The organism is Dongia sp. P2_B8, from assembly GCF_056404715.1.
Genome location: NZ_JBFUDM010000005.1, coordinates 189,503 through 210,006 on the forward strand (window position 1 = coordinate 189,503; position 20,504 = coordinate 210,006).

Here is a 20,504-nt window from a genome sequence, read left to right on the forward strand (position 1 = left end):
TCAGATACCGGTCTTGGTCGAGGGCGCCACCACGGCTGGGCGCCGGATGACGACGATGGCGACGCCGGCCAGGGTGGCAAGGCCACCCAGCAGCATCTGCCAGGTGATGATCTCACCGAGAATAAAATGACCCGACAGCACGCCGATCATCGGCAGCAGCAGCGTAAACGGCATCACCTGATTGACCGGATAGCGCCGCATCATATTGTACCAGATGAGATAGCTGCCGATAGCGACGATCACCGATTGGAAAAGCAGAGCGCCCCAACCCATCACCCCCACCTCGAACACGGTTGGCCATTGATTGCCTTCAATGAGATAGGACACGACCAGCAATTGCGGTGCTGCGAGGATAGCGATGTAGCCGTTGAGATGAAGGGCATCGAACTCGTCACCCAGCGCCTTTACCTGGACATTGGCGGTTGCCCAGACCAAAGCCGCGCCGATGACCGAAAGCAGCGGCCAGATGTTGTCGGCAAAGCGCGGTTCGCCTGCGATCAGCACGACACCGGCAAAGGCCACCACCATGCCGGTCAAGCGCCGCCAACCCAGGGTTTCCTTGAAGAAGATCGCAGCGAGAATGGCGGCAAACGGTACCTGCAGCTGCACCGCAATCGAGCTGGTGGCAGCGTCGAGATAGCGCATGCCGGTGAAGATCAGGCCGAAATGCATGACGCCCATGGTCATGGACAGCGGAATGAGTTGCAGCAGTTTGCGGCGCGGCAGCCGGACAAAAGGCAACAACAGTAATGCCACCAGGCTGAAACGAAGGGCGACGAAGAAGAGCGGCTGGAAATGCTGCAAGCCTATCTTGGCAGCCACGAAATTGACGCCCCAGATGAGCTGGCAGAACAGCATCAGGGAGAGGTGCAGTGGCTTCACGCGGCGATCTCGAAGAAGGGGTTCCCAAAGAGGGCCACATCGACCTCAAGACCGAGGCCTGGCCCGTTCGGTGCGCGCATGACGCCATTTTCGCAACGCGGCATGCCTCGGGCATTGCCCACCGTCACCCAATTGTTGAAATCGACCGTATGGAGGCGGTGGCTGGCCGGGGTCGAGAGGGAGAGATGCGCCATGGCGGCGGTATCGATGTCGCTGCCGCCGGTATCCTCCACCGTCACCTTGAGATTGAGGTCGACGGCGATGTCACGCAGGAGCCGCGCCCGGCCGATGCCACCCACCCGGGCAATCTTGATGGTGACCCCGTCGATACCGTCGCGCTTTGCCCGCAGCAATGCATCGAGGCTGTCGATGTTTTCATCGAGCACCATCGGCTGAGCGCAAACCCCGCGGAGTGCAATGCAATCCTCATAGGAGGCACAAGGCTGCTCCAGCGTAAAATCGACGTCGCGCACGGCCAGCAGGAATTGCCGTGCTTCGGCCGTCGTCCAGCTGCCGTTGGCGTCGGCAAAGAGAACGATATCGGACCCGATGGCCGCGCGGACAGCGAGCAACCGCTCGACATCCTCGCGCGGATCGAGCCCCACCTTCACCTGCAGGCGGCGATAGCCCTCGGCCACATATTTCTTGGCGCGGGTGACCATGTGATCCGGTGCTTCCTGCGAGATGGAGCGATAGAGATCGACACTTGGTCCGAAACGGCCACCCAGGAATTCGGCCAAAGGCTGATCGGCGACCTTGGCGGCAAGGTCCCAGCAGGCCATGTCGAGCGCCGCTTTCACATAAGGGTGCCCGGCCATGCGATGATCCATCAGCTTCTCGACCGCGCGCAGCTGCCGCGGATCCTGGCCGATGAGATAGGGCGCAAGTTCCGCGATCCCGGCGCGAGCGCCACCGGCGAAGGCCGGTGCGTAAAAGGCACCGAGCGGTGCCATCTCGCCCCAGCCCACGGGGCCGCGATCGGTCCTGATGGCAACAATCGTGGAATCGAACCCTTCGGCCGAACGCCCGCCGGAGCAGGTGTAGGTGCCGTCCCGGAACGGCTGGTGCTGCGCGTAAGCAGTGATGCCGGTAATCTTCATGCTTTCCCCTTCAAGCCCCGCATTTTATGCACCGGGCCCGACCGGTTGCGCCACGACCTGCGGCCGCCGGATGATGATGATGGCAAGGCCCGACATGGTCAGGAGTGCGCCCGCCACCATGCGCCAATCCCAGCCTTCGCCGAGCAGCAGCACAGCCGTGGTGGCGCCGAAGATCGGCTCCAGCAACGTGAAAGGCATGACGAAACTGACCGGATAATGGCTCATCATCGCGTACCAGATCCCGTAGCAGAGGGCGGTGACGATCAGAACCTGATAGGCCATGGCGCCCCAGCCGGCAAGCCCGGCCTCGGTGATGGCGGCCAGCTGCCCGTCTTCGGTGGCAAAAGAGAGAGCCAGCATCAAGGGTCCCGCCACCAACCCGACCCAGGCATTGATGCGCCAGCCATCCATGTTCTCAGCCAGCCGCTTGATGAGGAGGTTGGAGGCGACCCAGGATAAGGAGGCCAGCAGGATGAGGCCAGTGCCGAGCCAACCGCCGGCAAATTGCGGCCGGCCGACCAGGACGGCGATGCCGACAAATGCCAGCGCCATGCCGCTCCAGCGCCGCCAGCCGATCTTATCACCAAAGAGAAAAGCGGCTGCCAAGGCGGCTATCGGCACCTGGACCTGGATGAGGATCGAACTGGTGGCAGCATCGACACGGGCGATGCCGTTGAAGATGGTGCCGAAATGGATGACACCCAGCATGATGCCGAGCGCCAGGAGCGGTTTCAGATCCTGGCGCTTGGGCAGGCCGACGAAGGGACAGATAAGCGCCGCCACCGCGATCATGCGGAGGGCTGCAAAGAACAAAGGCGGCCAATCGCCGAGCCCCCATTTGATGACAGCGAAATTCGCTCCCCACAGAATCTGGGAAAAGACCAGCAGGGCGATATGGCGGGCGGGCATCGGGAACTCGGGAAGGGTGAGGGGAAGGCGTTGCCATCTCTAGCCCAACAGACGCCCTCTTACCACCCGCGCCCGGTGCATAGGTGGTCGCCAGAGTGTGCGGCGGAGAGGCACCCCCCTCCCCGCCCTCCCCCTCAAGGGGGGAGGGAGAAGAGAAGCAAGGTCTCGCGAGGCCCTCGTTAGGTTCTCTCCCCCCTTGAGGGGGAGAGCTAGAGAGGGGGGTGGCAACTGAAGACTCCCACCGCAAAAGAAAAAACGCCGCCGGGGCGTCCCTCCCCGGCGGCGTTGCAGTCTTTACGCTCTGGGATAAAGACTTACTGCACGGCCTCGCCATGCAGTGCGAGGTCGAGACCATCGCGCTCCGCATCCTCGGCCACACGGCAGCCGATGATAAGGTCGACCACCTTGTAGATGATGGCCGAACCAACGGCAGCGACGATGACTGTCACCGCGATTGCTTCGATCTGGATGATCATCTGCCCGCTATTGCCGTCGATGACACCGACGGGCACATCGCCGCCCTTGATGGTCATGGTGGCAAAGACACCGGTCAGCAGCGCGCCCAGCGTACCGCCGATGCCATGGATGCCAAAGGCATCGAGGGCGTCGTCATAGCCGAGCTTGTTCTTGAGCGTGGTGGAGGCGAAGAAGCACACCACACCAGCGGCAAGGCCGATGATGAGCGCGCCGGACGGGGCCACGAAGCCAGCCGCCGGGGTGATGCCGACCAGGCCCGCCACGATGCCGGAGATGATGCCGAGCACTGAGGCCTTCTTGTGGAACAGCCATTCCGCGGCAACCCAGGAGCAGCCGGCCGCAGCCGCCGCGATCTGGGTGGCAACCGCGGTCATGCCCGCGGTGCCGTTGGCAGCCAGTGCCGAACCCGCGTTGAAGCCGAACCAGCCACCCCACAGCAGACCCGCGCCGATGACGCTGTAGACCAGGTTATGCGGCGTGAACGGCACCTTGCCGTGGCCACGACGCTTGCCGATCATGAGGGCGACCACTAGGCCCGAGACACCGGACGCGATGTGGACGACGGTGCCGCCGGCAAAGTCGAGAGCGCCGAGGTTGAAGAAATAGCCCGTGCCGGCCCAGACCATGTGGCAGATCGGCGCGTAAACCAGCAGCGACCACAGGATATAGAACAGGATCAGCGCCGAGAATTTCATGCGGTCGGCGAAGGCGCCGGTGATCAGCGCCGGGGTGATGATGGCGAAGGTCATCTGGAAGAAGAAGAACACCGTCTCCGGGATCGTACCGGCGAGCGTGTCCGGGGCGACGCCGGCGAGAAAGGCCTTGGAGAAATCGCCGATGAAGGCGTTGCCGCCGCTAAAGGCCAAGCTGTAACCCGCCACCAGCCAGACGATGCTGATGACGCAGCAGGCTGCCAGCGACTGGGCGAGGACGGTCAGCACGTTGTTCTTGCGCACGAGGCCGCCATAGAACAGCGCCAGGCCCGGCACGGTCATCATGAGGACGAGGACCGACGAGGTCAGCATCCAGGCGGTATCGCCCTTGTCGATGGTCGGCACGGCGTCCTGGGCGAAGGCCAGCCCCGGCATCATCATGGCCACCAGTGCCGCAAGACCGGTCCCTAAGGCGCGGCCCCGATTCAAAGCCCGCCCCTGTTGCTGGGCCGGCAGTTCAATATCGACGGCTCCCCCGATGTCCCAGGCCCCGATTTCCCAGGCCCCGATTTCCCCATTGGTGCGCATGCGCCTCTCCTGATTGTCGCGAATTATTCTTGCTGCAAAGCAGCACCAGGAGAGCAACCTTCATGCCAATTGTCAGATTTATTGATTCGTAATAACAATTTAACAGCACTCACACCAAGGCTGCCTTGATTTTAGCCACGTAGGAAAATATTGCACAAAAAATAGGCAGTGCCGTTTTTGACAATGGTCTTACTGGCATGGGAGCCAAGGCAGGCTACAGTTTGCCCCAATACTCACTCCTGCGTTCCCCCTGTGGTCGTGGGCGGCGTGCCGCCGAAAGGATGTGCCATGTATGGCTTGGTCAACATCGCCGCCAAGGAACTGATCGTCGGCGAATTCGGGGCCGCGTTGTGGGAGCGGATCCGGCACCAGGCACACATCGTCGACGATGATTTCGTCGGCATGCAGGAATATCCCGACGACATCACCTATCGGATCATCGGCGCTGCGAGCGAGATCCTATCCGTTCCCGGCCCGGACCTGCTGCGCGCCTTCGGCCAATACTGGACACGCTTCGTCGCCAAGCGCGGCTATGGCGAGCTCCTGGAAGTCTCCGGCAATTCACTGACCGAGTTCCTGGAAAACCTCGACAACATGCATGCCCAGGTGGGCCTCATCTTCCCCGCGTTGCGGCCGCCCTCGTTCCGCGTCACCGACATCAAGGCCGACCGCCTCACCTTGCATTATTTCAGCGAGCGCCAGGGGCTCTCTGCCATGGTGATCGGCCTCCTCGAGGGGTTGGAGGCGCATTTCAACCTGGTGATCGCTGCGCGGCAGCTTGCCGACAAGGCCGCCGGCGCCGATCATGACATCTTCGAAGTGACCTTCCAGCCGCGGGCGGAGGCGGCAAATTGAGTGCGCTCACCCTCAGTGAGGCGGCGCTGGCAACCCTCTTCCCATTCCATTTCCGCCTGGGACGCGCGCTCACCTTTCTCAGCATCTCGCCGGTGCTCAGGCGCCTGATGCCGGACCTGCAGCCGGGGGGTGCCCTCACCGATCATTTCCTCATTGAACGCCCGGTGCTGCGCCCCAGTTTCGACGCCCTGGCCGATTGTCCCAAGCTGATGTTCCTGCTGCGCGCCAAGCGCGGGCTCGACGCCGAGGACCTGCTGTTGCGCGGGCAGATGATGTTCTTTGCCGAAACGCAGGAACTGCTCTTCGTCGGCAATCCGCGCGTGCGGGAACTGGCCGATTTGAAACGCCTCAGCCTCACCATGCGCGACTTTCCGCCGGATTCGACGCTCACCGATTATCTCGTGCTTATCCGCACCCAGCAGACGGCCCTTGCTGAGGCGCAGCGCCTTGCCACCGACCTTGCCAAGGCGCGGGATGCGGCACAGATGGCGTCCAATTCGAAATCGGAATTCCTCGCCAATATGAGCCATGAGCTCCGCACGCCCTTGAACGCGATCCTGGGCTTTTCCGAGATGATCATGAGCCAGTTGGCCGGCCCGATCCCGGAGAATTACCAGAGCTATGCCGCCGACATCCACAAAAGCGGCCATCTCCTGCTGCTCATCATCAACGACGTCCTCGACATGGCACGCATCGAGGCCGGTTATCACACCTTGGAGGATGAGATCGTCGAACTCGACGAGATCGTGCGCGAATGTATCCACCTCCTCCAGGCGCGCGCCGAGGAACGTGAGATCACGCTGCATTACCGCAGCGATCTGCCGGGCGCCAAGATCAGGGCCGACGCGCGCGCCATGAAGCAGATCTGCCTCAACCTCCTCTCCAACGCCGTCAAGTTCAACAAATGGGATGGCGAGGTGCGCATCCGTTTCAGGCGCCAGACGGATGGGCACGGGGCAGATGGCCATCTGGCACTGAGCTTCGCCGATACAGGCCTCGGCATCCCGACCGAAGATTTGCCGCGCCTCTTCCGCCCCTTCCAACAAGCCGGCGCCACAACCACCCGCACCTTCGGCGGCACCGGCCTCGGCCTGTCTATCACGCGGACGCTGGTGGAGATGCACGGCGGCCGGATCGACCTCGATTCCACGCTGGATGAAGGCTCAACGTTTACGGTGCTGCTGCCGGGAGAGAGGTTGGTTTAGGGGGCGAGAAACGCCACTCCGATGCCGGGACGGTCCATGAAGGTGCGTCGCAACGGTCGAGACTTGGGTTATTCGTCCGGCTCTGCCGTCCTTCGCTCGTGTGAACGCTTAATCACGATTGGAACAATCGCCTTTCTTATATGGCCAATCGCGGAACCATTCGAATACGTACGCGGCGACTCTCTGTACTTCAAAAGCGAAGGCCAAGATGCTGGAGTGGGGTACACCACCTCAAATACGACCATTTTGCGTTTGGCTTTCTCGATCTCCTCACGTGTTGCACGTTTGTGTCGTTCAACACCTTCTATTGGCTGCCCATCGGGAACAAATGTTGAGAAGCGGATTTGATCGGCGATCTCAGTACGCTTTGTTAGCGCTATGTCTTCTAAGATTAAGTTTTTCTGAGTCAGGTTGCTAAAGTATATGTTCTTATCGGCCCATAAAAACTGCAGTCGATTGATAGCTCTAATATCCTTTGAGCTACGCACACGTATTCGATTTAGAGACTTGCCTGGGACTGTGTATATGTCTCCATCATAGCACATCAGCTGTAGCCGAGGGGTCAGTGGCAGAAATAGAATTACTCCCGACGATCCGATTCCAAAAATTTTTCTAGATAGTTTCTGTTCATGAAACTTATTGACCAAGATAGTTGGATTATCGGAAGTCACGAACTCAATGAATGTCTCGTTCTCCAAAAGACAAATTTTCAGATCGTCAACTTGTTCATTGCTACGGGCAAACATTAGCAGGGAGAACTTAATTAGTGACCTTTCTGAAAGGTCGATTTCAGGCTTTGGAATTCCAGTTCCTTCGTAAGCAGCATTTTGCGAACCTTCCCGGAAATGCCCCGCGCGCTTCGCCGCGACATCTGTCCGTAAATGCTGCAAGTATGCAAAAGCTCTCAATAGGGCCAAATCTGAATCTGTCACCCGCTGCCGAGCACTAAGTCCGGCGATTACTCTCGCGTAAGAGCCTTCAATGAGTTGCAGTTCCTTCTCTATTACCAAATCTTCGCCGTAGAAGAAATTTTTGGCGCATTGACCTTTGATCGGCGCACCATCTACGAAAACATTCCGCCTGATATTGTATAAATTTATGGCCTTGCCGTCGCCGCCGATCGTAAACGGCTTCAGGTGGCACCTCGGAACAAAATGTTGATTTTTATGATCGGACAAGTGCGCTCCCATTGGTACTGTGCAAGCCACACTCTTGAAAGAAGCGACGCTGCAGTCGTCAACCATCAAGTGAGAATTGTCCAGTATTTTGGGAGTTTAAGAAAGCCTCTGCAACAAAGGGATTTTGTCGACTTACAAGGGCGATCTTTTAGATGCCCACAATCCCCTCAATCACCGCATTGATCTCGTCATGCTTGTGGCCATACCACGAGCCGTGGCCCATGCCTTCCAGCAAATGGAATTTGCCGCCGGGAATGAGCTGCGCCACTTCTTCGCCGTCCTGGGGTGGGGCTTCGACGTCTTCGGCGAAGCCCAGCACGTGGCACGGTACGCGGACGGTTTTCAGGGCTTCACGCTGATCGAAGCGGAGGCTTGCGTCCCATTGCGGGACCAGCGATTCCTCATTGGTGCCGCTTTCCATCCATTCCAGCAGCAAGGCCTTCAATTTCGGCCATAGCACGCGATCACCTAACGCCCGCGCCGGATAGAGCATCGCAGCGTAATGGGTGACGCCCATCATGCCGCTGAGGCTGCCGCCGGCCTTGCGAAACTCGATTTCGGCTTCCTGATAGTCCCAGCCCCAGCCGGTGCTCCAGGCACCGGTCCCCATCATCACGGCAACCCGGACGAGGTCCGGATGGTCGATGGCGACCTGCTGTACGATGGCGGAACCCAGGGACGAGCCGACCAGGGCCACAGGCCCGGAGCACACGCCCTTGATCAATTCTGCGGCATCGCGGGCGAAGTCCTCGATCGCCCAGGGCATGGCGGCGTTGCAGGTGGTGGCGCCGATGCCGCGATTGTCGAACACGGTGCTGCGGAAGCGGGAATCGAAATATGGCGTTTGAAAGCGCTGCCAATCCTTGCCCATGGCGCCGCCGCCACCGATCCAAACGATATCCGGGCCCGTACCGCTTTGGTCGTAATAGAGACGCGTCTGGCTTCCCTGAAAGTGCGGCACGGCGATTTTCCCCTCGATCTCCATTATTGAACCAATGTATAATAGAACCTGTATACAGGTCAATCTATAGCCAAGCCGGAAAGATGCGCTATTCTCTGTACGCGAGTCTTTGCAATGATTCTCTTGTGATGGATGATGAGCGAGATACCTGTTCTTGAAACACCGCGGCTGCGGCTGCGTGGCCATACCCTCGCCGACCTCAAAGCCTGCACTGAAATGTGGGGCGATCCCGACACCACCAAGCATATCGGCGGCCGTCCCTTCACGGCCGAAGAAAGCTGGGCGCGCGTGCTGCGCTATGCCGGCCATTGGGCACTGCTCGGCTACGGCTTCTGGGCGATCGAGGAAAAGGCCAGCGGCTGCTACATCGGCGATACCGGCCTTGCCGATTTCAAGCGCGAGATCGATTCACCGTTGAACGGATGTCCGGAAGTGGGCTGGGCGATCGTCGCCCGCGCCCGCGGCAAAGGCTATGCGACCGAGGCCATGCAGGCCGTGACGGCGTGGGGCGATGTGCGCTTCAACGGGGGGACGACGGTGTGCATCATCGATCTCGACAACCAACCCTCGATGCGCGTTGCCGAGAAGTCCGGCTACTGCCGTGTCGGCACGGTCGAATATAAGGGCAATCCCATTATGCTGTTCAGCCGCGTGCCCGTGATAGCAAAGGCAGCCGCTTCGCCAGCGGCAAGGCACTGAACTAAGAAACCCGTCCAGCCCCGATAGTTGTGCGGGGGGCCGGACGGGTTGCTGTTACGGTCGACGATATCAGGCAGCGAGCGATGCAATCGCACCTGCGGCCTTGCTGAGGGCCGCCGCCTTCTGGTCCGCACCGACAGCGAGGCCTTCCGCATGGATGAAGGTGATGTCGGTGACGCCGATGAAGGTGAACACAGCCTTCAGATGGCTTTCCTGATGCTCGAATGCACCCATGCCGGATTCCGGCCCATAGAAGCCGCCACGCGAGATACCGACCACCACCTTCTTGGCGCCGGCCAATCCTTCCGGGCCCTTTTCGGTGTAGCGGAACGTCTTGCCGGCGATGAGGATGCGGTCGACCCAGGCTTTCAACTGGCTGCTGATGCCGAAATTATACATTGGCGCGCCGATGACGATGGTGTCGGCGTTGAGAAATTCGGCGAGCACATCTCCACCGGTCTTGAGGTCGGCGGCGAGATCTCCCGTCACATCCTGCGGGCCTTGTGCTGCAGCCAGCACGGCACCAGAGAGATGGGGCAGCGGGTTGCTGCTGATATCGCGATACGTCACCTCGGCGCCGGGATCGCCGGCACGCAGCTTGGCAACGATATCGGCGGAAAGCTGCCGGCTTACGGACGCGCCGCCCAGGATGCTGGAATCGATATGGAGAATCTTCATAAGAATACTTTCCTTCATTGCCGATGAACTCGATGCTTTGAAGGTATGGATAGATCCAATCGCCGATAAGCTGGCCAATTTCCAACGTCTTGTTCTATATTTGGAACAATAACCGAGGAGCTGGCCGATGCGCGACTTGAATGACCTGGCTTATTTCGAAGCGGTTGTGCGGCATCGCGGCTTTGGCCACGCCGCCCGCGCCATCGGCGTTCCGAAATCCAAATTGAGCCGCCATGTGACGCGGCTGGAGGCCGATCTAGGTGTGCGCCTCCTCGAACGCTCGACAAGGCGTTTCGTGGTGACGGAACTCGGCCAGGAATTCTATCGCCACTGCCAAGTGGTCATGACCGAAGCCGAGGCCGCCGATGACGTGGCGGCGCGCGTCCAGGGCGAGCCTCGGGGTCTGGTGCGCGTCAGTTTGCCGATGGGTATCTCCCATGCACTCGGCCGGCAATTGCCCGGCTTTCTGCAACGCTATCCCAAGCTGCGCTTGCAATTGGTCATCGCCAATCGCCGCATCGACATCATCGGCGAGCGGATCGATATCGCGCTCCGTATCCGCCGACGCCTCGACACCGATGCCAATCTCACCATGCGCGCCTTTGGTGAGAGCGCCAATTTCATCGTCGCCAGCCCGGATCTCATTGCCCAGTTCGGCATGCCGGAATCGCTGGTCGATCTGCAGGCCTTCCCGACCCTCGGCCATGATGAAGACTTCGGCGACAGCCAATGGCTGCTCGCTGGCCCTGATGGCGCGGAAGAGATCTTCGCCCACCAGCCGCGCCTGGCTTGCCTTGATTTCAACATGCTGGTCGAGGCAGCGGTCGCCGGCATCGGCATCACCTGCCTGCCGGAGGAAGCCTGCCGCCAGGAACTGGCCATGGGGCAGCTGCTGCGCATCCTGCCCAATTGGCACGGTGGGCGCGGCATCCGCCATCTGGTCTTCACCTCGCGCCGTGGCATGCTGCCTTCGGTGCGGACGGTCATCGATTTCCTGCTGGCGACCCTGCCCGATATGACAGTCGACCGCGCTACTTTGCCTTCGGCATTACTGTCTCCACCGGCCCCGACGCCGCCTTCCACGCGGTGAAGCCGCCACTCAGATGCGCGACGCTGGCAAGGCCCATATCCTGCGCCGTCTTGGTTGAAAGGGCCGAGCGCCAACCGCTCGCGCAATAGAAAACGAAGTTCTTGGGCTCGGCGAAGATCGGCTTGTGATAGGGGCTTTCCGGGTCGATCCAGAATTCAAGCATGCCGCGCGGGCAATGGAACGCGCCGGGAATCTTGCCCTCGCGCTCCAACTCGCGCGGGTCGCGGAGATCAACGAACACTGTTGCGGGGTCGTTCTGTCGGGCGATGGCTGCGGCCGGCTCGACCGCGATGATCGCGGCATTGGCCTCGGCCAGCATCTGTTTGTAACCCTTGCTAATCGTCATGGCATTGGCTCTGCAGGATGGGTGGGATCCCATCCTGCAGTCCAGGGTCGAGACGTCAACTATTTCCCCATATAGACCGCCTCGACATTGTTGCCGTCGGGGTCTGTGAGGAAGGCTGCGAAATAGGTCGGGCTATAATCGGCGCGCAACCCCGCCGGCCCGTTATCCACGCCACCGGCCTTCAAGCCGGCGGCATGGAATTTCTCGACCGCCTTGCGGTCGGGGGCGACAAAGGCGACGTGCGTGCCCGGCCCCTTCGACCCTTTATGTGCATAAAGCCACAGCACGGCATTGCCGTCCGGGCCAAGACCGGCACCGGATTCATCCTGCGAACAGACCTTGGCGCCGAGCGGCGCCATCACGGCCTTGTAGAAGGCGACGCTGGCAGCGACGTCCTTCACGTGCAAACCCAAATGATCGAACATGACGACCTCCTTGATGACTGAAGTCGCGAAACTAGGCTGCGCGGCTCAGTCTTTCTTGGAGGATCTTGCGCTCATGGGCGCGCATGCCGCTTTGGGCAAGACGGCGGAAGGCGCGCGGCGACAGGCCTGCGGCGCGATGGAAGGTGCGCACGAAGTTGGAAAGATCGCCAAAGCCGATCTCAAAGGCGATATCGGTGATCGACTGGTCTTCTTCGGCGAGCAGCCGGGCTGCCCGGCGCAGGCGCGCGCGAATGAGATATTGATGCGGCGTGACACCGACGATCTTGGCGAAGAGGCGCAAAAAGTGGAAGGCACTAAGGCCGGTCTCGCGCCCTGCGGCAGCAAGGTCGATCTCCTCCTGTGCATGTTCCTCGATCCAATGCGCGGCGGCCACGATGCGGCGGCGATCCTGGGCGCGGATTTTCCCGGTGCCGTGGCGGTCACCGGTGCCGAGGGTCGCAACCTTGGCGACCAGGGAAAGCCCCGCTTCTTCGAGGGCCACATTGCTGTCGCCGGCAGCCGCGGCCTCAGCCAGGGCACCCAGCACCATCAATTCCGCCCGTGGCGCCACAGCACCGCGTTGCCAATTTCCGGCATCGTCACCCATCGTCTCGACCAGCGCCGGCTTCAGCTTGAAGCAGAGGCACTCATCGCCGCCGCCATGATGGTCATGCGTGCAGGTATATTCATCTCCCGGATGACCGATGAGGATCGAGCCCGGCAGCATGTCGAAATGGCGGCCGCGATGAAGATAGCCGAAACTGCCGCGCCGGACGAAAGCCACCGAATAGGCATCATGGGCCTCGGCAAACGGCTTATCCTCCGGGCCGGCGGTGCACCGGTAGAGGTTGGCAGTAAGGTTCGGCGTGCTGCACAAGGATGTCACGAGCATGGTCCGGCAAAGCTAGAACGGCCGGACAGGATCAGGCAAATCACAATCTGAAACTTGGCAAATCTTGCTGTTCTGGCGTCAGACGGGGGCTGATGGCCGATAAGTGCCGGAGGGCAAAGAAACGGAGATTGTGTCGCCAGGGCGCACATCGCCGCCCCTGATCACCACAGCCATGACGCCCGCCTTGCGGATGAGCGCACCGGCAGCATCGCGGTCGAGCACCGCTTCCATCAGGCCCTTCTGAAAACGGTCGATCTGGATGCAGGGATTGCGGAGGCCCGTGATCTCGACCACGGCCTCGGCGCCCAGCTGCAGGCGGGTGGCTTCCGGCAGTGCCAGAAGGTCGATGCAGCGCGTGGTGACGTTCTCACCCATTTCAGCCGGCGCCACCTTGAAGCCGCGCACAGCGAGTTCATCGAACAGCTCTGCCTGGATGAGATGCACTTGGCGGAGATTGGGCTGGGTCGGGTCCTTGGCGACCCTGCTCCGATGCTTCACCGTCTCGCCCATATGCGCATCGCCCGCGACACCGAGGCCGGTCAGCAGCCGGATCTCGAATGCCGGCTGCTTGGCAAAATCATGGCCACGCGCCAGGCTGACACCGACAACGTGGGCGCCGATGCCGGGCGCCTCTGTCATGCGGTTTCGCTTTCGCCCTCGCCACCATGCACCTTGGCAGCGAGCGAAGCGGAGAGGAACAGATCGATGTCACCGTCGAGCACGCCCTGGCTGTCGCTGGTCTCGGCTCCGGTGCGCAGATCCTTGATCATCTGATAGGGCTGCAGCACATAGGAACGGATCTGGTGGCCCCAGCCGATATCGGTCTTGGAATCAGCGATCGCCTGAGCCTTTTCCTCGCGGATGCGCAGCTCGCGCTCGTAGAGGCGGGCTTTCAACATGTCCATGGCCATAGCGCGGTTGCGATGCTGCGAACGATCCGCCTGGCATGACACGACGATGCCGGTCGGCTCGTGGGTGATGCGGATGGCGCTGTCGGTCTTGTTGATGTGCTGGCCGCCGGCGCCCGACGCACGGAACGTATCGACCCGCAAATCCTTGTCGAGGATCTCGATATTGATGTTGTCGTCGATCACCGGATAGACCCAGACCGAGCTGAACGACGTATGGCGCCGGGCATTGGAATCGAAGGGGGAAATGCGCACCAGGCGATGGACACCGCTTTCCGATTTCAGCCAGCCATAGGCATTGGGGCCCTTGATCTCGATGGTCGCGGATTTGAGGCCCGCTTCTTCGCCGGCACTCTCTTCCAGCCACTCGACCTTATAGCCATGCTTTTCCGCCCAGCGCGTATACATGCGCAGGAGGATCTGCGCCCAATCCTGGGCCTCGGTCCCGCCGGCACCGGCATGGACTTCGAGATAGCAGTCATTCTGGTCGGCTTCGCCCGAGAGCAGGCTTTCAAGCTCGCGCTGCCCGGCCTTGGCCTTCAATTCCTTGATCAGCTTTTCGGCTTCGTCGATGGATGCCGTGTCGCCTTCCATCTCGCCCAGCTCGGCCAGAGTCAGCGCGTCATCGAGTTCGCGCTCCAGTGCCTTGTAGCCATCCATGGAATTCTGCAGATGCGTGCGCTCGCGCATCACCTTCTGCGCCTTTTCAGGCTTGTCCCATAGGGTCGGGTCTTCGGAGAGGTTATTCAGTTCGTCGAGACGACGCAGGGCGTTGTCCCAGTCAAAGATGCCTCCTCAGCAGGGCCAAGGAAGATCTGATCTCCCCCGCCGCCGCCTCGATCTCAGCGCGCATGACATACCTCTAAATATTCCAGCTCGAATGCGGGCCGGAACATGCCGTCTGCCGGCCGGTACGTCAACCTTTTGCCGTCAAGCCGTTGAGATCGCTTATCTAACAGGGGAAGATATTGCGGCGGATAAGGCGATTCCGGCCCTATCCGCCGCCACACCCCGTCAATGAGCGATGACCAGATCCGCGCCCAGATTCCAGGCCAGCGATTGCATGCTGTCGACCTGACCGCCGGTCCAGCCGGAGATGGTGACGTTCGAGGCGCCATCATCCCAGCTGATGGTCAGCGTGGTACCGGCCGATTTTGCGTCGAACCCGGCGTCGATCAGATCCTGCAGATTGTCGCCGCCGCCATCCAGGATGTCGTCGAAATAGAGCTTGTCCTGGCCGAGGACAAAATCGGTGATCTTGTCGTGCTCAACCGTACCGTTGTCATGGAGATTGAATTTGTCCAGCCCGGCACCGCCGGTCAGCGTATCGTCGCCGGTACCGCCGTAGAGGAGGTCGCTGCCGTCACCACCCTTCAGGACGTCGTTGCCAGCGCCACCGTCCAGAGAGTCGTTCTCCGTACCACCGTCCAGCGTATCGTTACCGTTGCCGCCATAGAGTATGTCGTTGTCTGCCCCGCCCGACAGCGTGTCATTGTCGGCACCGCCATCGAGCTGGTCGTTGCCGGTGCCGCCGTCGAGCTTATCATTGCCGGCGTCGCCCTGGAGAATGTCGTTTTCGCTGCCGCCAATGAGGGTGTCATTGCCGATACCGCCCGAGAGATTGTCCTTGCCGGCACCACCATCCAGCGTATCGTTGCCCTCATCGCCCGACAATTGATCAACGTTGTCGCCGCCCAGCAATTTGTCGTCGCCGAGGCCGCCCAGCAGAGTGTCGTTGCCGAGGCCACCGTCAAGCGTGTCGTTGTTGTCGTCGCCCCACAATGTGTCGTTGCCGGCGCCGCCGGTCAGCGTGTCGATGCCGACACCACCATGGACCTGATCCTCATCGATTCCGCCATCGACGATGTCGCTGCCTGCCCCGGCAAAGATGGTGTCGTTGCCGGCGCCGCCCAGGATCTTGTCGTTGCCTGCGCCCGCGCTGATCGTGTCGTTGCCGCTGCCGCCATCAATCTCATTGTTGCCGGCACTGTCGAAGATCGAGTCGTTGCCGGCACCGCCGAGGATCTGGTCATTTCCCTCGTCGCCATTCAATGAGTCATCGCCATCGCGGCCGTCGATGATGTCATTTCCGGCATTGCCGCTGATGTTATCGGTATTGTCGCTGCCATAGGCCTTGTCGGCAAAGTTGGAGAGCTGGAAATATTCGATGCTGTTATAGCTATCGCCTTTGGCGTCGCCGGTATTGAGGGCGCTGGTCTTGAGGTCAATGGTGACGCCCGCTTTGGAAAGCTCGAACCGCACATAATCCGTACCGGTGCCGCCGAAATAGGTGTCATTCCCGGCATCGGCATAGAAGGCGTCGCTGCCGGCATCGCCGAACAGCGTATCATTGCCCTCGCCGCCAACCAGATCATCGTCATCCTCATTGCCATGGATCACGTCATCGCCGGCTTCGCCATACAGGTAATCGTTGCCCTTGCCGCCGCTCAAGGTATCGACACCGCCACCGGCCTTGAAGCCACTGTCGCCATCGTTGCCGATGTAGGTGTCGGCGCCGTCGCCGGTCACGAACATTTCGACGCTGCCATAGCTGTCGTTTTTAGCCCAGCCGGTGCTGTTGGCCGTGTTGGTGAGGTCGATGATGATGTTGCCGACCGGATCGCCGACATAGCTCACCGTGTCCTGGCCGGTACCGCCATTGAGATAATCGGCACCTTCGTCGCCATAAAGCGTGTCATCACCGCCATCGGCATAAAGCGTGTCATTGCCGAGGCCGCCTGACAATTTGTCGTTGTCGGCACCGCCCCACAATTCGTCATTGCCGTCGCCGCCATTCATGACGTCGGCCCCATCGTCGCCGGTCAGGAAGTCGTTGCCCTTGCCGCCATCCAGCGTATCGTTGCCGTCGCCGCCGAAGAGCTGGTTGTCGGCAGCGTCACCCGTCAGCTTGTCGTTAAAATCAGACCCACGAACCCATTCGATGCCGCTCAGCTTGTCGCCTGTGGCATCGCCGCCGCTGTTGACATCCGAGAGCAGATTGACAGTCACGCCAGCGGTTGAATGTGCATAGCTGGCAAGATCGGCCGTGCCGACACCACCGTCGATCGTGTCAGCGCCGGCGCCACCTTCGATCTGATCATTGCCGTTCAGACCGTATAGTTTGTCGATTCCGGCGCCGCCCGACAGGGCATTGCCTTTGCCATCGCCGGTCAGCGTGTCAGCAAATTTCGAGCCTTCGAGATTCTCGAAATTGGCGTAGGTGTCGTTTAACGCTTCACCGAGTGTACCGATACCGGTGGTCAGGCTGGCGATCACCGCAGCCGTCGCATTGCGGAAGGTTACGGTGTCGATGCCGTTGCCGCCATCAAGGAAGTCGTTGCCGGCGCCGCCATCCAGAACATCGTCATTGTCTTCGCCGATCAGCACATCATTGCCGAGACCGCCGGTGATATCGTCAGCACCAGCGCCGCCTTCGATGTCATCATTGCCAATGCCACCGTCGATTTTATCGTTGCCGGTGCCGCCTTCGATTTGATCATTGCCGGCACCGCCCAGCACCTGGTCATCGCCATCGTCGCCAAAGAGGTGATCGTCGTCCACACCGCCATCGAGCTGGTCGTTATCGGAACCACCATAGAGATAGTCCATGTCAGCGCCGCCGATGAGTTTATCGTCGCCGCTGTCGCCCTTGAGCAGATCATTCGCCGCGCCGCCGTCGAGCACATCCTTGCCGGCGCCGCCGTACAGCTCGTCCATGCCGGCTTCACCCCAGAGCTGGTCGTCATCGTCTTCGCCGTTCAGGATGTCGTTCTCAGTCCCGCCTTTAAGTTGGTCATTGCCGGCGCCACCGGTCAGTACATCCTTACCCGCACCGCCATTCAATTTGTCGTTGCCGAGATCGCCGTAGAGCTGATCACTGCCGGCGGCGCCATTGACGACATCTTCGTCATCGCCGCCCCAAATCTGGTCATCGTCTGCACCGCCGTCGAGATTATCGTTACCCGCGTCACCCTTGATATAGTCGTTGCCGATGTCACCAAGAATTGTGTCGGCGTTGGCGCCGCCATGCAGTTCGTCGTTTTTAGAGCCGCCATCGATATAGTCGTTGCCGTCACCGCCCAAGATCGTGTCGTTATCCGCGCCGCCATAGAGTTTGTCGTTGCCGGCTTCGCCGTCAATGTTGTCATCGCCGGCATCGCCATAAGCAATATCGTCATTGTCACCGCCGAGGACGAAGTCGTTGCCGGCGCCGCCCTTCAGCGTGTCGTTGCCGGCGCCACCGCCGAGGCCGTCATTGCCGGCGCCGCCTTCCAGCGTATCGTTGCCATAATTGCCCTGGAACGAGTCGTTGCCCGCCCCGCCGATCATCTTGTCAGCGTAGTAGGAGCCCGCGAAGGTCTCGATGTTGTCATAGGTGTCGCCCTTGGCATCGCCGGTATTCTTCGAGGTGTCGGCGAGGTTGATGGTGACCCCGGCGGTTGCGTCATTGTAGCCCGCCGTATCCAACCCGTCGCCGCCATGCAGTTCGTCGGCACCGGCGCCGCCGATGAGCGTATCCATGTTGCTCTGGCCAGCTTCGTCGCCATAAAGCTTGTCGTTGCCGGTACCGCCCCAGAGCCAGTCGGCGCCATCAGCACCGTGCAATTCGTCGTTGCCCCCATTGAGTACGACGACGTCGTTGAAACTCTCGCCGGCAAGCTCATCATCCATCTTGCCGCCGGTGATCTTGTCGTTGCCAAGACCGCCGACCAGGGAATTGGCTGCGTTCGTTAGGCCGGTCAGCGTATCGTTGAAGGCACTGCCCTCGATCGTCTCGATCGAATCATATGTGTCGCCCGCTGCGTCGCCCGTGTTGGCAGCAATATTCTCGAGATTGACGGTGACACCGGTCAGGGCTGAGCCATAGCTGACGGTGTCATAGTTCGCGCCGCCGAAGAAATCGTCATTGCCCGCACCGCCATCGAGATGATCACCCGCCTCTTCGCCATAGAGCTTGTCATTGCCTGCACCGCCGAAAAGCGCGTCGTTTTGGCCTTCGCCATGCAGTTCGTCATTTCCGGCATCGCCATAGACGGTGTCATAGCCAGCTCCGGCATAGACCTTGTCATTGCCTGTGCCGCCATCGAGCACGTCATCGTCGCCACCGCCGGTGATCACGTCATTGCCGGCGTCACCAAAGACCTTGTTGTCGCCCCCTTCGCCATAGAGCGTGTCATTGTCGGCGCCGCCATGAATCTCGTCCTTGCCGTCGCCGCCGAAGACCGTGTCGTTACCCACACCGCCGTCAATAAAATCGTTGCCCCCGGCGGCGATCAGGAAATCGTTGCCTGTACTGCCATAGATCTTGTCGGCGAAATTCGTGCCGACAAAATTCTCGATGCTGGAGAAAGTATCGCCGGCGGCATCGCCCGTGTTGGCGAGCTTGCCGGTAAGGTCGAGGGTGATGCCGGCAGTTGCCGTGATGTAGCTCGCCGTATCGGTATCGGCACCACCGAAAAGCTCGTCCTTGCCGGCGCCGCCGATCAGAATGTCGTCGCCTGCATAGCCGATGAGTTGATCATTGCCTGCAAGGCCTTCAAGCGTATTGGAAGTCGCCGTGCCACCCAAGATATCGTCGAACTTCGAGCCGATCAGATTCTCGACGGAATCAAAGATGTCGCCAATCGCTTCGCCTTTGGCCTTGCTGTTGTCAAACAATATCGCCGAGACACCGGCCGTCGCGTTCGCATAGCTTACGGTGTCCGTGCCGCCGCCGCCTTCCAATTTGTCGGCGCCGATGCCGCCTTCCAGCGTGTCGTTGCCGTTATCACCTTGCAGCCAGTCATTGCCGGCCCCACCCGAAAGAATATTGTCTTCAGCACCACCGACGATCTTGTCTTGGCCCAGGCCGCCATCGACTTTCTCGGCGATGCCGTTCGCATCCAGGAAATCGTCGAAGCCGGTGCCGCTATGGGTCTTGGTGGCTGCGTTATAGGTCAGCGTGGCATCCGGCAACAATTCGATGGTGAGCGTCTCGAAGCTGGTCGCGTTGCCTTTGTCACTGAGCGTATAGGTGAAGACTTCCTCTTCGCCGGTGCTGGGCGCGCCGGCGGTATAGATGTTGGCGGTAGTGCGCGTGAAGGTGTAGCTACCGTCCGGATTGATGTGGAGCGTGCCATATTGACCGGCGATATCGACGCCACCGGCGGCAACAGCCTTCGTTGTGGCACCGAACTTGATCTCGGTCACGACATTCGGCGCGACACCCAGGGTGTCCTTGCCTGCATTGCCGCTCAGCGTGTTCGTACCGGAAATCACATTGCCAAAGGCAGTGCCGTCGAGCGTGCGATCGAGGTCTTTACGTGCCGTGATAGCCATCATTCAGGTTCCTTCGGTCCTTATCGATCCAAATCGAGGTCGCAAATGCACTGCGCCTCGGCCAAGCTGCCGACACGTTCTGGTGATCCGTCGATGCTGGGTTACGGACCGGTTACGAGCGTCCCTCGCGAACCCATTAGTCCGACTAGCGGTCCAAAAGGTTCATGCCAAATCCGGGAAATTATGCGCGACCTTGCGCTGCCAAGCGCTTCCGATGGTGCTGTTATTGCTGATAGACGGCTCCATCTCCCCAAGAAATGGAAGCGCTGCCAAATCCCCGTGGGGCGCTCTATAAAGACAAAGGAGAGGTTAAGTCAACATAAAAACCACATATTTAGAG

At 60.5% G+C, this 20,504-nt stretch carries 17 protein-coding genes; 4 read left to right on the forward strand and 13 right to left on the reverse strand.

All coding sequences use genetic code 11. The annotated features are described in order from the left end of the window. The 4 genes from AC1DWZ_RS16120 to AC1DWZ_RS16135 all read right to left on the reverse strand — a co-directional run bounded on the left by AC1DWZ_RS16120 (nucleotide 1) and on the right by AC1DWZ_RS16135 (nucleotide 4,462). Entirely contained in the window at nucleotides 1–882 is an 882-nt protein-coding gene (locus AC1DWZ_RS16120) for a DMT family transporter (protein WP_477169938.1), read from the reverse strand. Further along, nucleotides 879–1,982 carry a mandelate racemase/muconate lactonizing enzyme family protein gene (locus AC1DWZ_RS16125; protein WP_477169939.1) on the reverse strand — a complete coding sequence of 368 codons (1,104 nt, stop codon included), beginning with the start codon at nucleotides 1,980–1,982 and terminating at the stop codon, nucleotides 879–881. The genes AC1DWZ_RS16120 and AC1DWZ_RS16125 overlap by 4 nt, the downstream gene beginning before the upstream one ends. A gap of 24 nt (nucleotides 1,983–2,006) precedes the next feature. Then, a complete protein-coding gene (locus tag AC1DWZ_RS16130) occupies nucleotides 2,007–2,891 on the reverse strand; it encodes a DMT family transporter (RefSeq protein WP_477169940.1) in 885 nt (294 codons plus the stop codon). A 314-nt stretch (nucleotides 2,892–3,205) separates the two neighbouring features. Then, nucleotides 3,206–4,462 (reverse strand): ammonium transporter, encoded by a 1,257-nt coding sequence (locus tag AC1DWZ_RS16135; protein WP_477170085.1) that lies wholly within the window; start codon nucleotides 4,460–4,462, stop codon nucleotides 3,206–3,208. A gap of 435 nt (nucleotides 4,463–4,897) precedes the next feature. Between AC1DWZ_RS16135 and AC1DWZ_RS16140 the strand changes: the two genes are divergently transcribed. Further along, nucleotides 4,898–5,464: a heme NO-binding domain-containing protein gene (locus AC1DWZ_RS16140; protein WP_477169941.1), complete on the forward strand. Its 567-nt coding sequence runs from the start codon at nucleotides 4,898–4,900 to the stop codon at nucleotides 5,462–5,464. Continuing rightward, nucleotides 5,461–6,669: a sensor histidine kinase gene (locus AC1DWZ_RS16145; RefSeq protein WP_477169942.1), complete on the forward strand. Its 1,209-nt coding sequence runs from the start codon at nucleotides 5,461–5,463 to the stop codon at nucleotides 6,667–6,669. Before AC1DWZ_RS16140 ends, AC1DWZ_RS16145 begins: the two co-directional genes overlap by 4 nt. A gap of 68 nt (nucleotides 6,670–6,737) precedes the next feature. Here the strand turns inward: AC1DWZ_RS16145 and AC1DWZ_RS16150 are convergent, their stop codons facing one another. Next, the gene (locus AC1DWZ_RS16150) at nucleotides 6,738–7,847 is read right to left on the reverse strand and encodes a DUF4238 domain-containing protein (RefSeq protein ID WP_477169943.1); all 1,110 of its coding nucleotides are present in this window, start codon (nucleotides 7,845–7,847) and stop codon (nucleotides 6,738–6,740) included. A gap of 148 nt (nucleotides 7,848–7,995) precedes the next feature. Further along, the gene (locus AC1DWZ_RS16155; protein WP_477169944.1) at nucleotides 7,996–8,808 is read right to left on the reverse strand and encodes an alpha/beta fold hydrolase; all 813 of its coding nucleotides are present in this window, start codon (nucleotides 8,806–8,808) and stop codon (nucleotides 7,996–7,998) included. 135 nt (nucleotides 8,809–8,943) lie between these two features. Between AC1DWZ_RS16155 and AC1DWZ_RS16160 the strand changes: the two genes are divergently transcribed. Then, nucleotides 8,944–9,507 (forward strand): GNAT family N-acetyltransferase, encoded by a 564-nt coding sequence (locus AC1DWZ_RS16160; protein WP_477169945.1) that lies wholly within the window; start codon nucleotides 8,944–8,946, stop codon nucleotides 9,505–9,507. A gap of 69 nt (nucleotides 9,508–9,576) precedes the next feature. On the opposite strand, the gene AC1DWZ_RS16165 is transcribed toward AC1DWZ_RS16160, so the two are convergent. Then, nucleotides 9,577–10,185, reverse strand: coding sequence for an FMN-dependent NADH-azoreductase (locus AC1DWZ_RS16165; protein WP_477169946.1), 609 nt, complete (start codon nucleotides 10,183–10,185; stop codon nucleotides 9,577–9,579). A 127-nt stretch (nucleotides 10,186–10,312) separates the two neighbouring features. Between AC1DWZ_RS16165 and AC1DWZ_RS16170 the strand changes: the two genes are divergently transcribed. Beyond that, nucleotides 10,313–11,275: a LysR substrate-binding domain-containing protein gene (locus AC1DWZ_RS16170; RefSeq protein WP_477169947.1), complete on the forward strand. Its 963-nt coding sequence runs from the start codon at nucleotides 10,313–10,315 to the stop codon at nucleotides 11,273–11,275. Here the strand turns inward: AC1DWZ_RS16170 and AC1DWZ_RS16175 are convergent. From AC1DWZ_RS16175 to AC1DWZ_RS16200, 6 genes are all read right to left on the reverse strand, one after another. Further along, nucleotides 11,217–11,621, reverse strand: coding sequence for a rhodanese-like domain-containing protein (locus tag AC1DWZ_RS16175; protein ID WP_477169948.1), 405 nt, complete (start codon nucleotides 11,619–11,621; stop codon nucleotides 11,217–11,219). The genes AC1DWZ_RS16170 and AC1DWZ_RS16175 overlap by 59 nt on opposite strands. A 59-nt stretch (nucleotides 11,622–11,680) precedes the next feature. Beyond that, nucleotides 11,681–12,046, reverse strand: a complete 366-nt coding sequence (locus AC1DWZ_RS16180; RefSeq protein WP_477169949.1) for a VOC family protein — start codon at nucleotides 12,044–12,046, stop codon at nucleotides 11,681–11,683. A gap of 31 nt (nucleotides 12,047–12,077) precedes the next feature. Further along, on the reverse strand, nucleotides 12,078–12,938 hold the full coding sequence (locus AC1DWZ_RS16185) for a helix-turn-helix domain-containing protein (RefSeq protein WP_477169950.1): 861 nt from the start codon (nucleotides 12,936–12,938) through the stop codon (nucleotides 12,078–12,080). Nucleotides 12,939–13,016: 78 nt separating this feature from the next. Next, nucleotides 13,017–13,577 carry an MOSC domain-containing protein gene (locus tag AC1DWZ_RS16190; protein WP_477169951.1) on the reverse strand — a complete coding sequence of 187 codons (561 nt, stop codon included), beginning with the start codon at nucleotides 13,575–13,577 and terminating at the stop codon, nucleotides 13,017–13,019. After that, nucleotides 13,574–14,699 (reverse strand): peptide chain release factor 2 gene (gene prfB, locus AC1DWZ_RS16195; protein WP_477169952.1). Its coding sequence is split into 2 segments (ribosomal slippage): nucleotides 13,574–14,629 and nucleotides 14,631–14,699, totalling 1,125 coding nucleotides; the frame shifts between segments, so codons are not numbered across the junction. The genes AC1DWZ_RS16190 and prfB overlap by 4 nt, the downstream gene beginning before the upstream one ends. 161 nt (nucleotides 14,700–14,860) lie before the next feature. Then, nucleotides 14,861–20,167: a beta strand repeat-containing protein gene (locus tag AC1DWZ_RS16200; RefSeq protein WP_477169953.1), complete on the reverse strand. Its 5,307-nt coding sequence runs from the start codon at nucleotides 20,165–20,167 to the stop codon at nucleotides 14,861–14,863. Nucleotides 20,168–20,504: the final 337 nt, after the last annotated feature.

What these genes read in the sequence shown, in the direction of transcription:
- AC1DWZ_RS16125 (WP_477169939.1), bottom strand. Translation starts at nt 1,982, where the DNA reads ATGAAGATTACCGGCATCACTGCTTACGCGCAGCACCAGCCGTTCCGG.
- AC1DWZ_RS16130 (WP_477169940.1), bottom strand. Translation starts at nt 2,891, where the DNA reads ATGCCCGCCCGCCATATCGCCCTGCTGGTCTTTTCCCAGATTCTGTGG.
- AC1DWZ_RS16135 (WP_477170085.1), bottom strand. Translation starts at nt 4,462, where the DNA reads ATGATGATGCCGGGGCTGGCCTTCGCCCAGGACGCCGTGCCGACCATC.
- AC1DWZ_RS16140 (WP_477169941.1), top strand. Translation starts at nt 4,898, where the DNA reads ATGTATGGCTTGGTCAACATCGCCGCCAAGGAACTGATCGTCGGCGAA.
- AC1DWZ_RS16160 (WP_477169945.1), top strand. Translation starts at nt 8,944, where the DNA reads ATGAGCGAGATACCTGTTCTTGAAACACCGCGGCTGCGGCTGCGTGGC.
- AC1DWZ_RS16165 (WP_477169946.1), bottom strand. Translation starts at nt 10,185, where the DNA reads ATGAAGATTCTCCATATCGATTCCAGCATCCTGGGCGGCGCGTCCGTA.
- AC1DWZ_RS16170 (WP_477169947.1), top strand. Translation starts at nt 10,313, where the DNA reads ATGCGCGACTTGAATGACCTGGCTTATTTCGAAGCGGTTGTGCGGCAT.
- AC1DWZ_RS16175 (WP_477169948.1), bottom strand. Translation starts at nt 11,621, where the DNA reads ATGACGATTAGCAAGGGTTACAAACAGATGCTGGCCGAGGCCAATGCC.
- AC1DWZ_RS16180 (WP_477169949.1), bottom strand. Translation starts at nt 12,046, where the DNA reads ATGTTCGATCATTTGGGTTTGCACGTGAAGGACGTCGCTGCCAGCGTC.
- AC1DWZ_RS16185 (WP_477169950.1), bottom strand. Translation starts at nt 12,938, where the DNA reads ATGCTCGTGACATCCTTGTGCAGCACGCCGAACCTTACTGCCAACCTC.
- AC1DWZ_RS16190 (WP_477169951.1), bottom strand. Translation starts at nt 13,577, where the DNA reads ATGACAGAGGCGCCCGGCATCGGCGCCCACGTTGTCGGTGTCAGCCTG.
- AC1DWZ_RS16200 (WP_477169953.1), bottom strand. Translation starts at nt 20,167, where the DNA reads ATGATGGCTATCACGGCACGTAAAGACCTCGATCGCACGCTCGACGGC.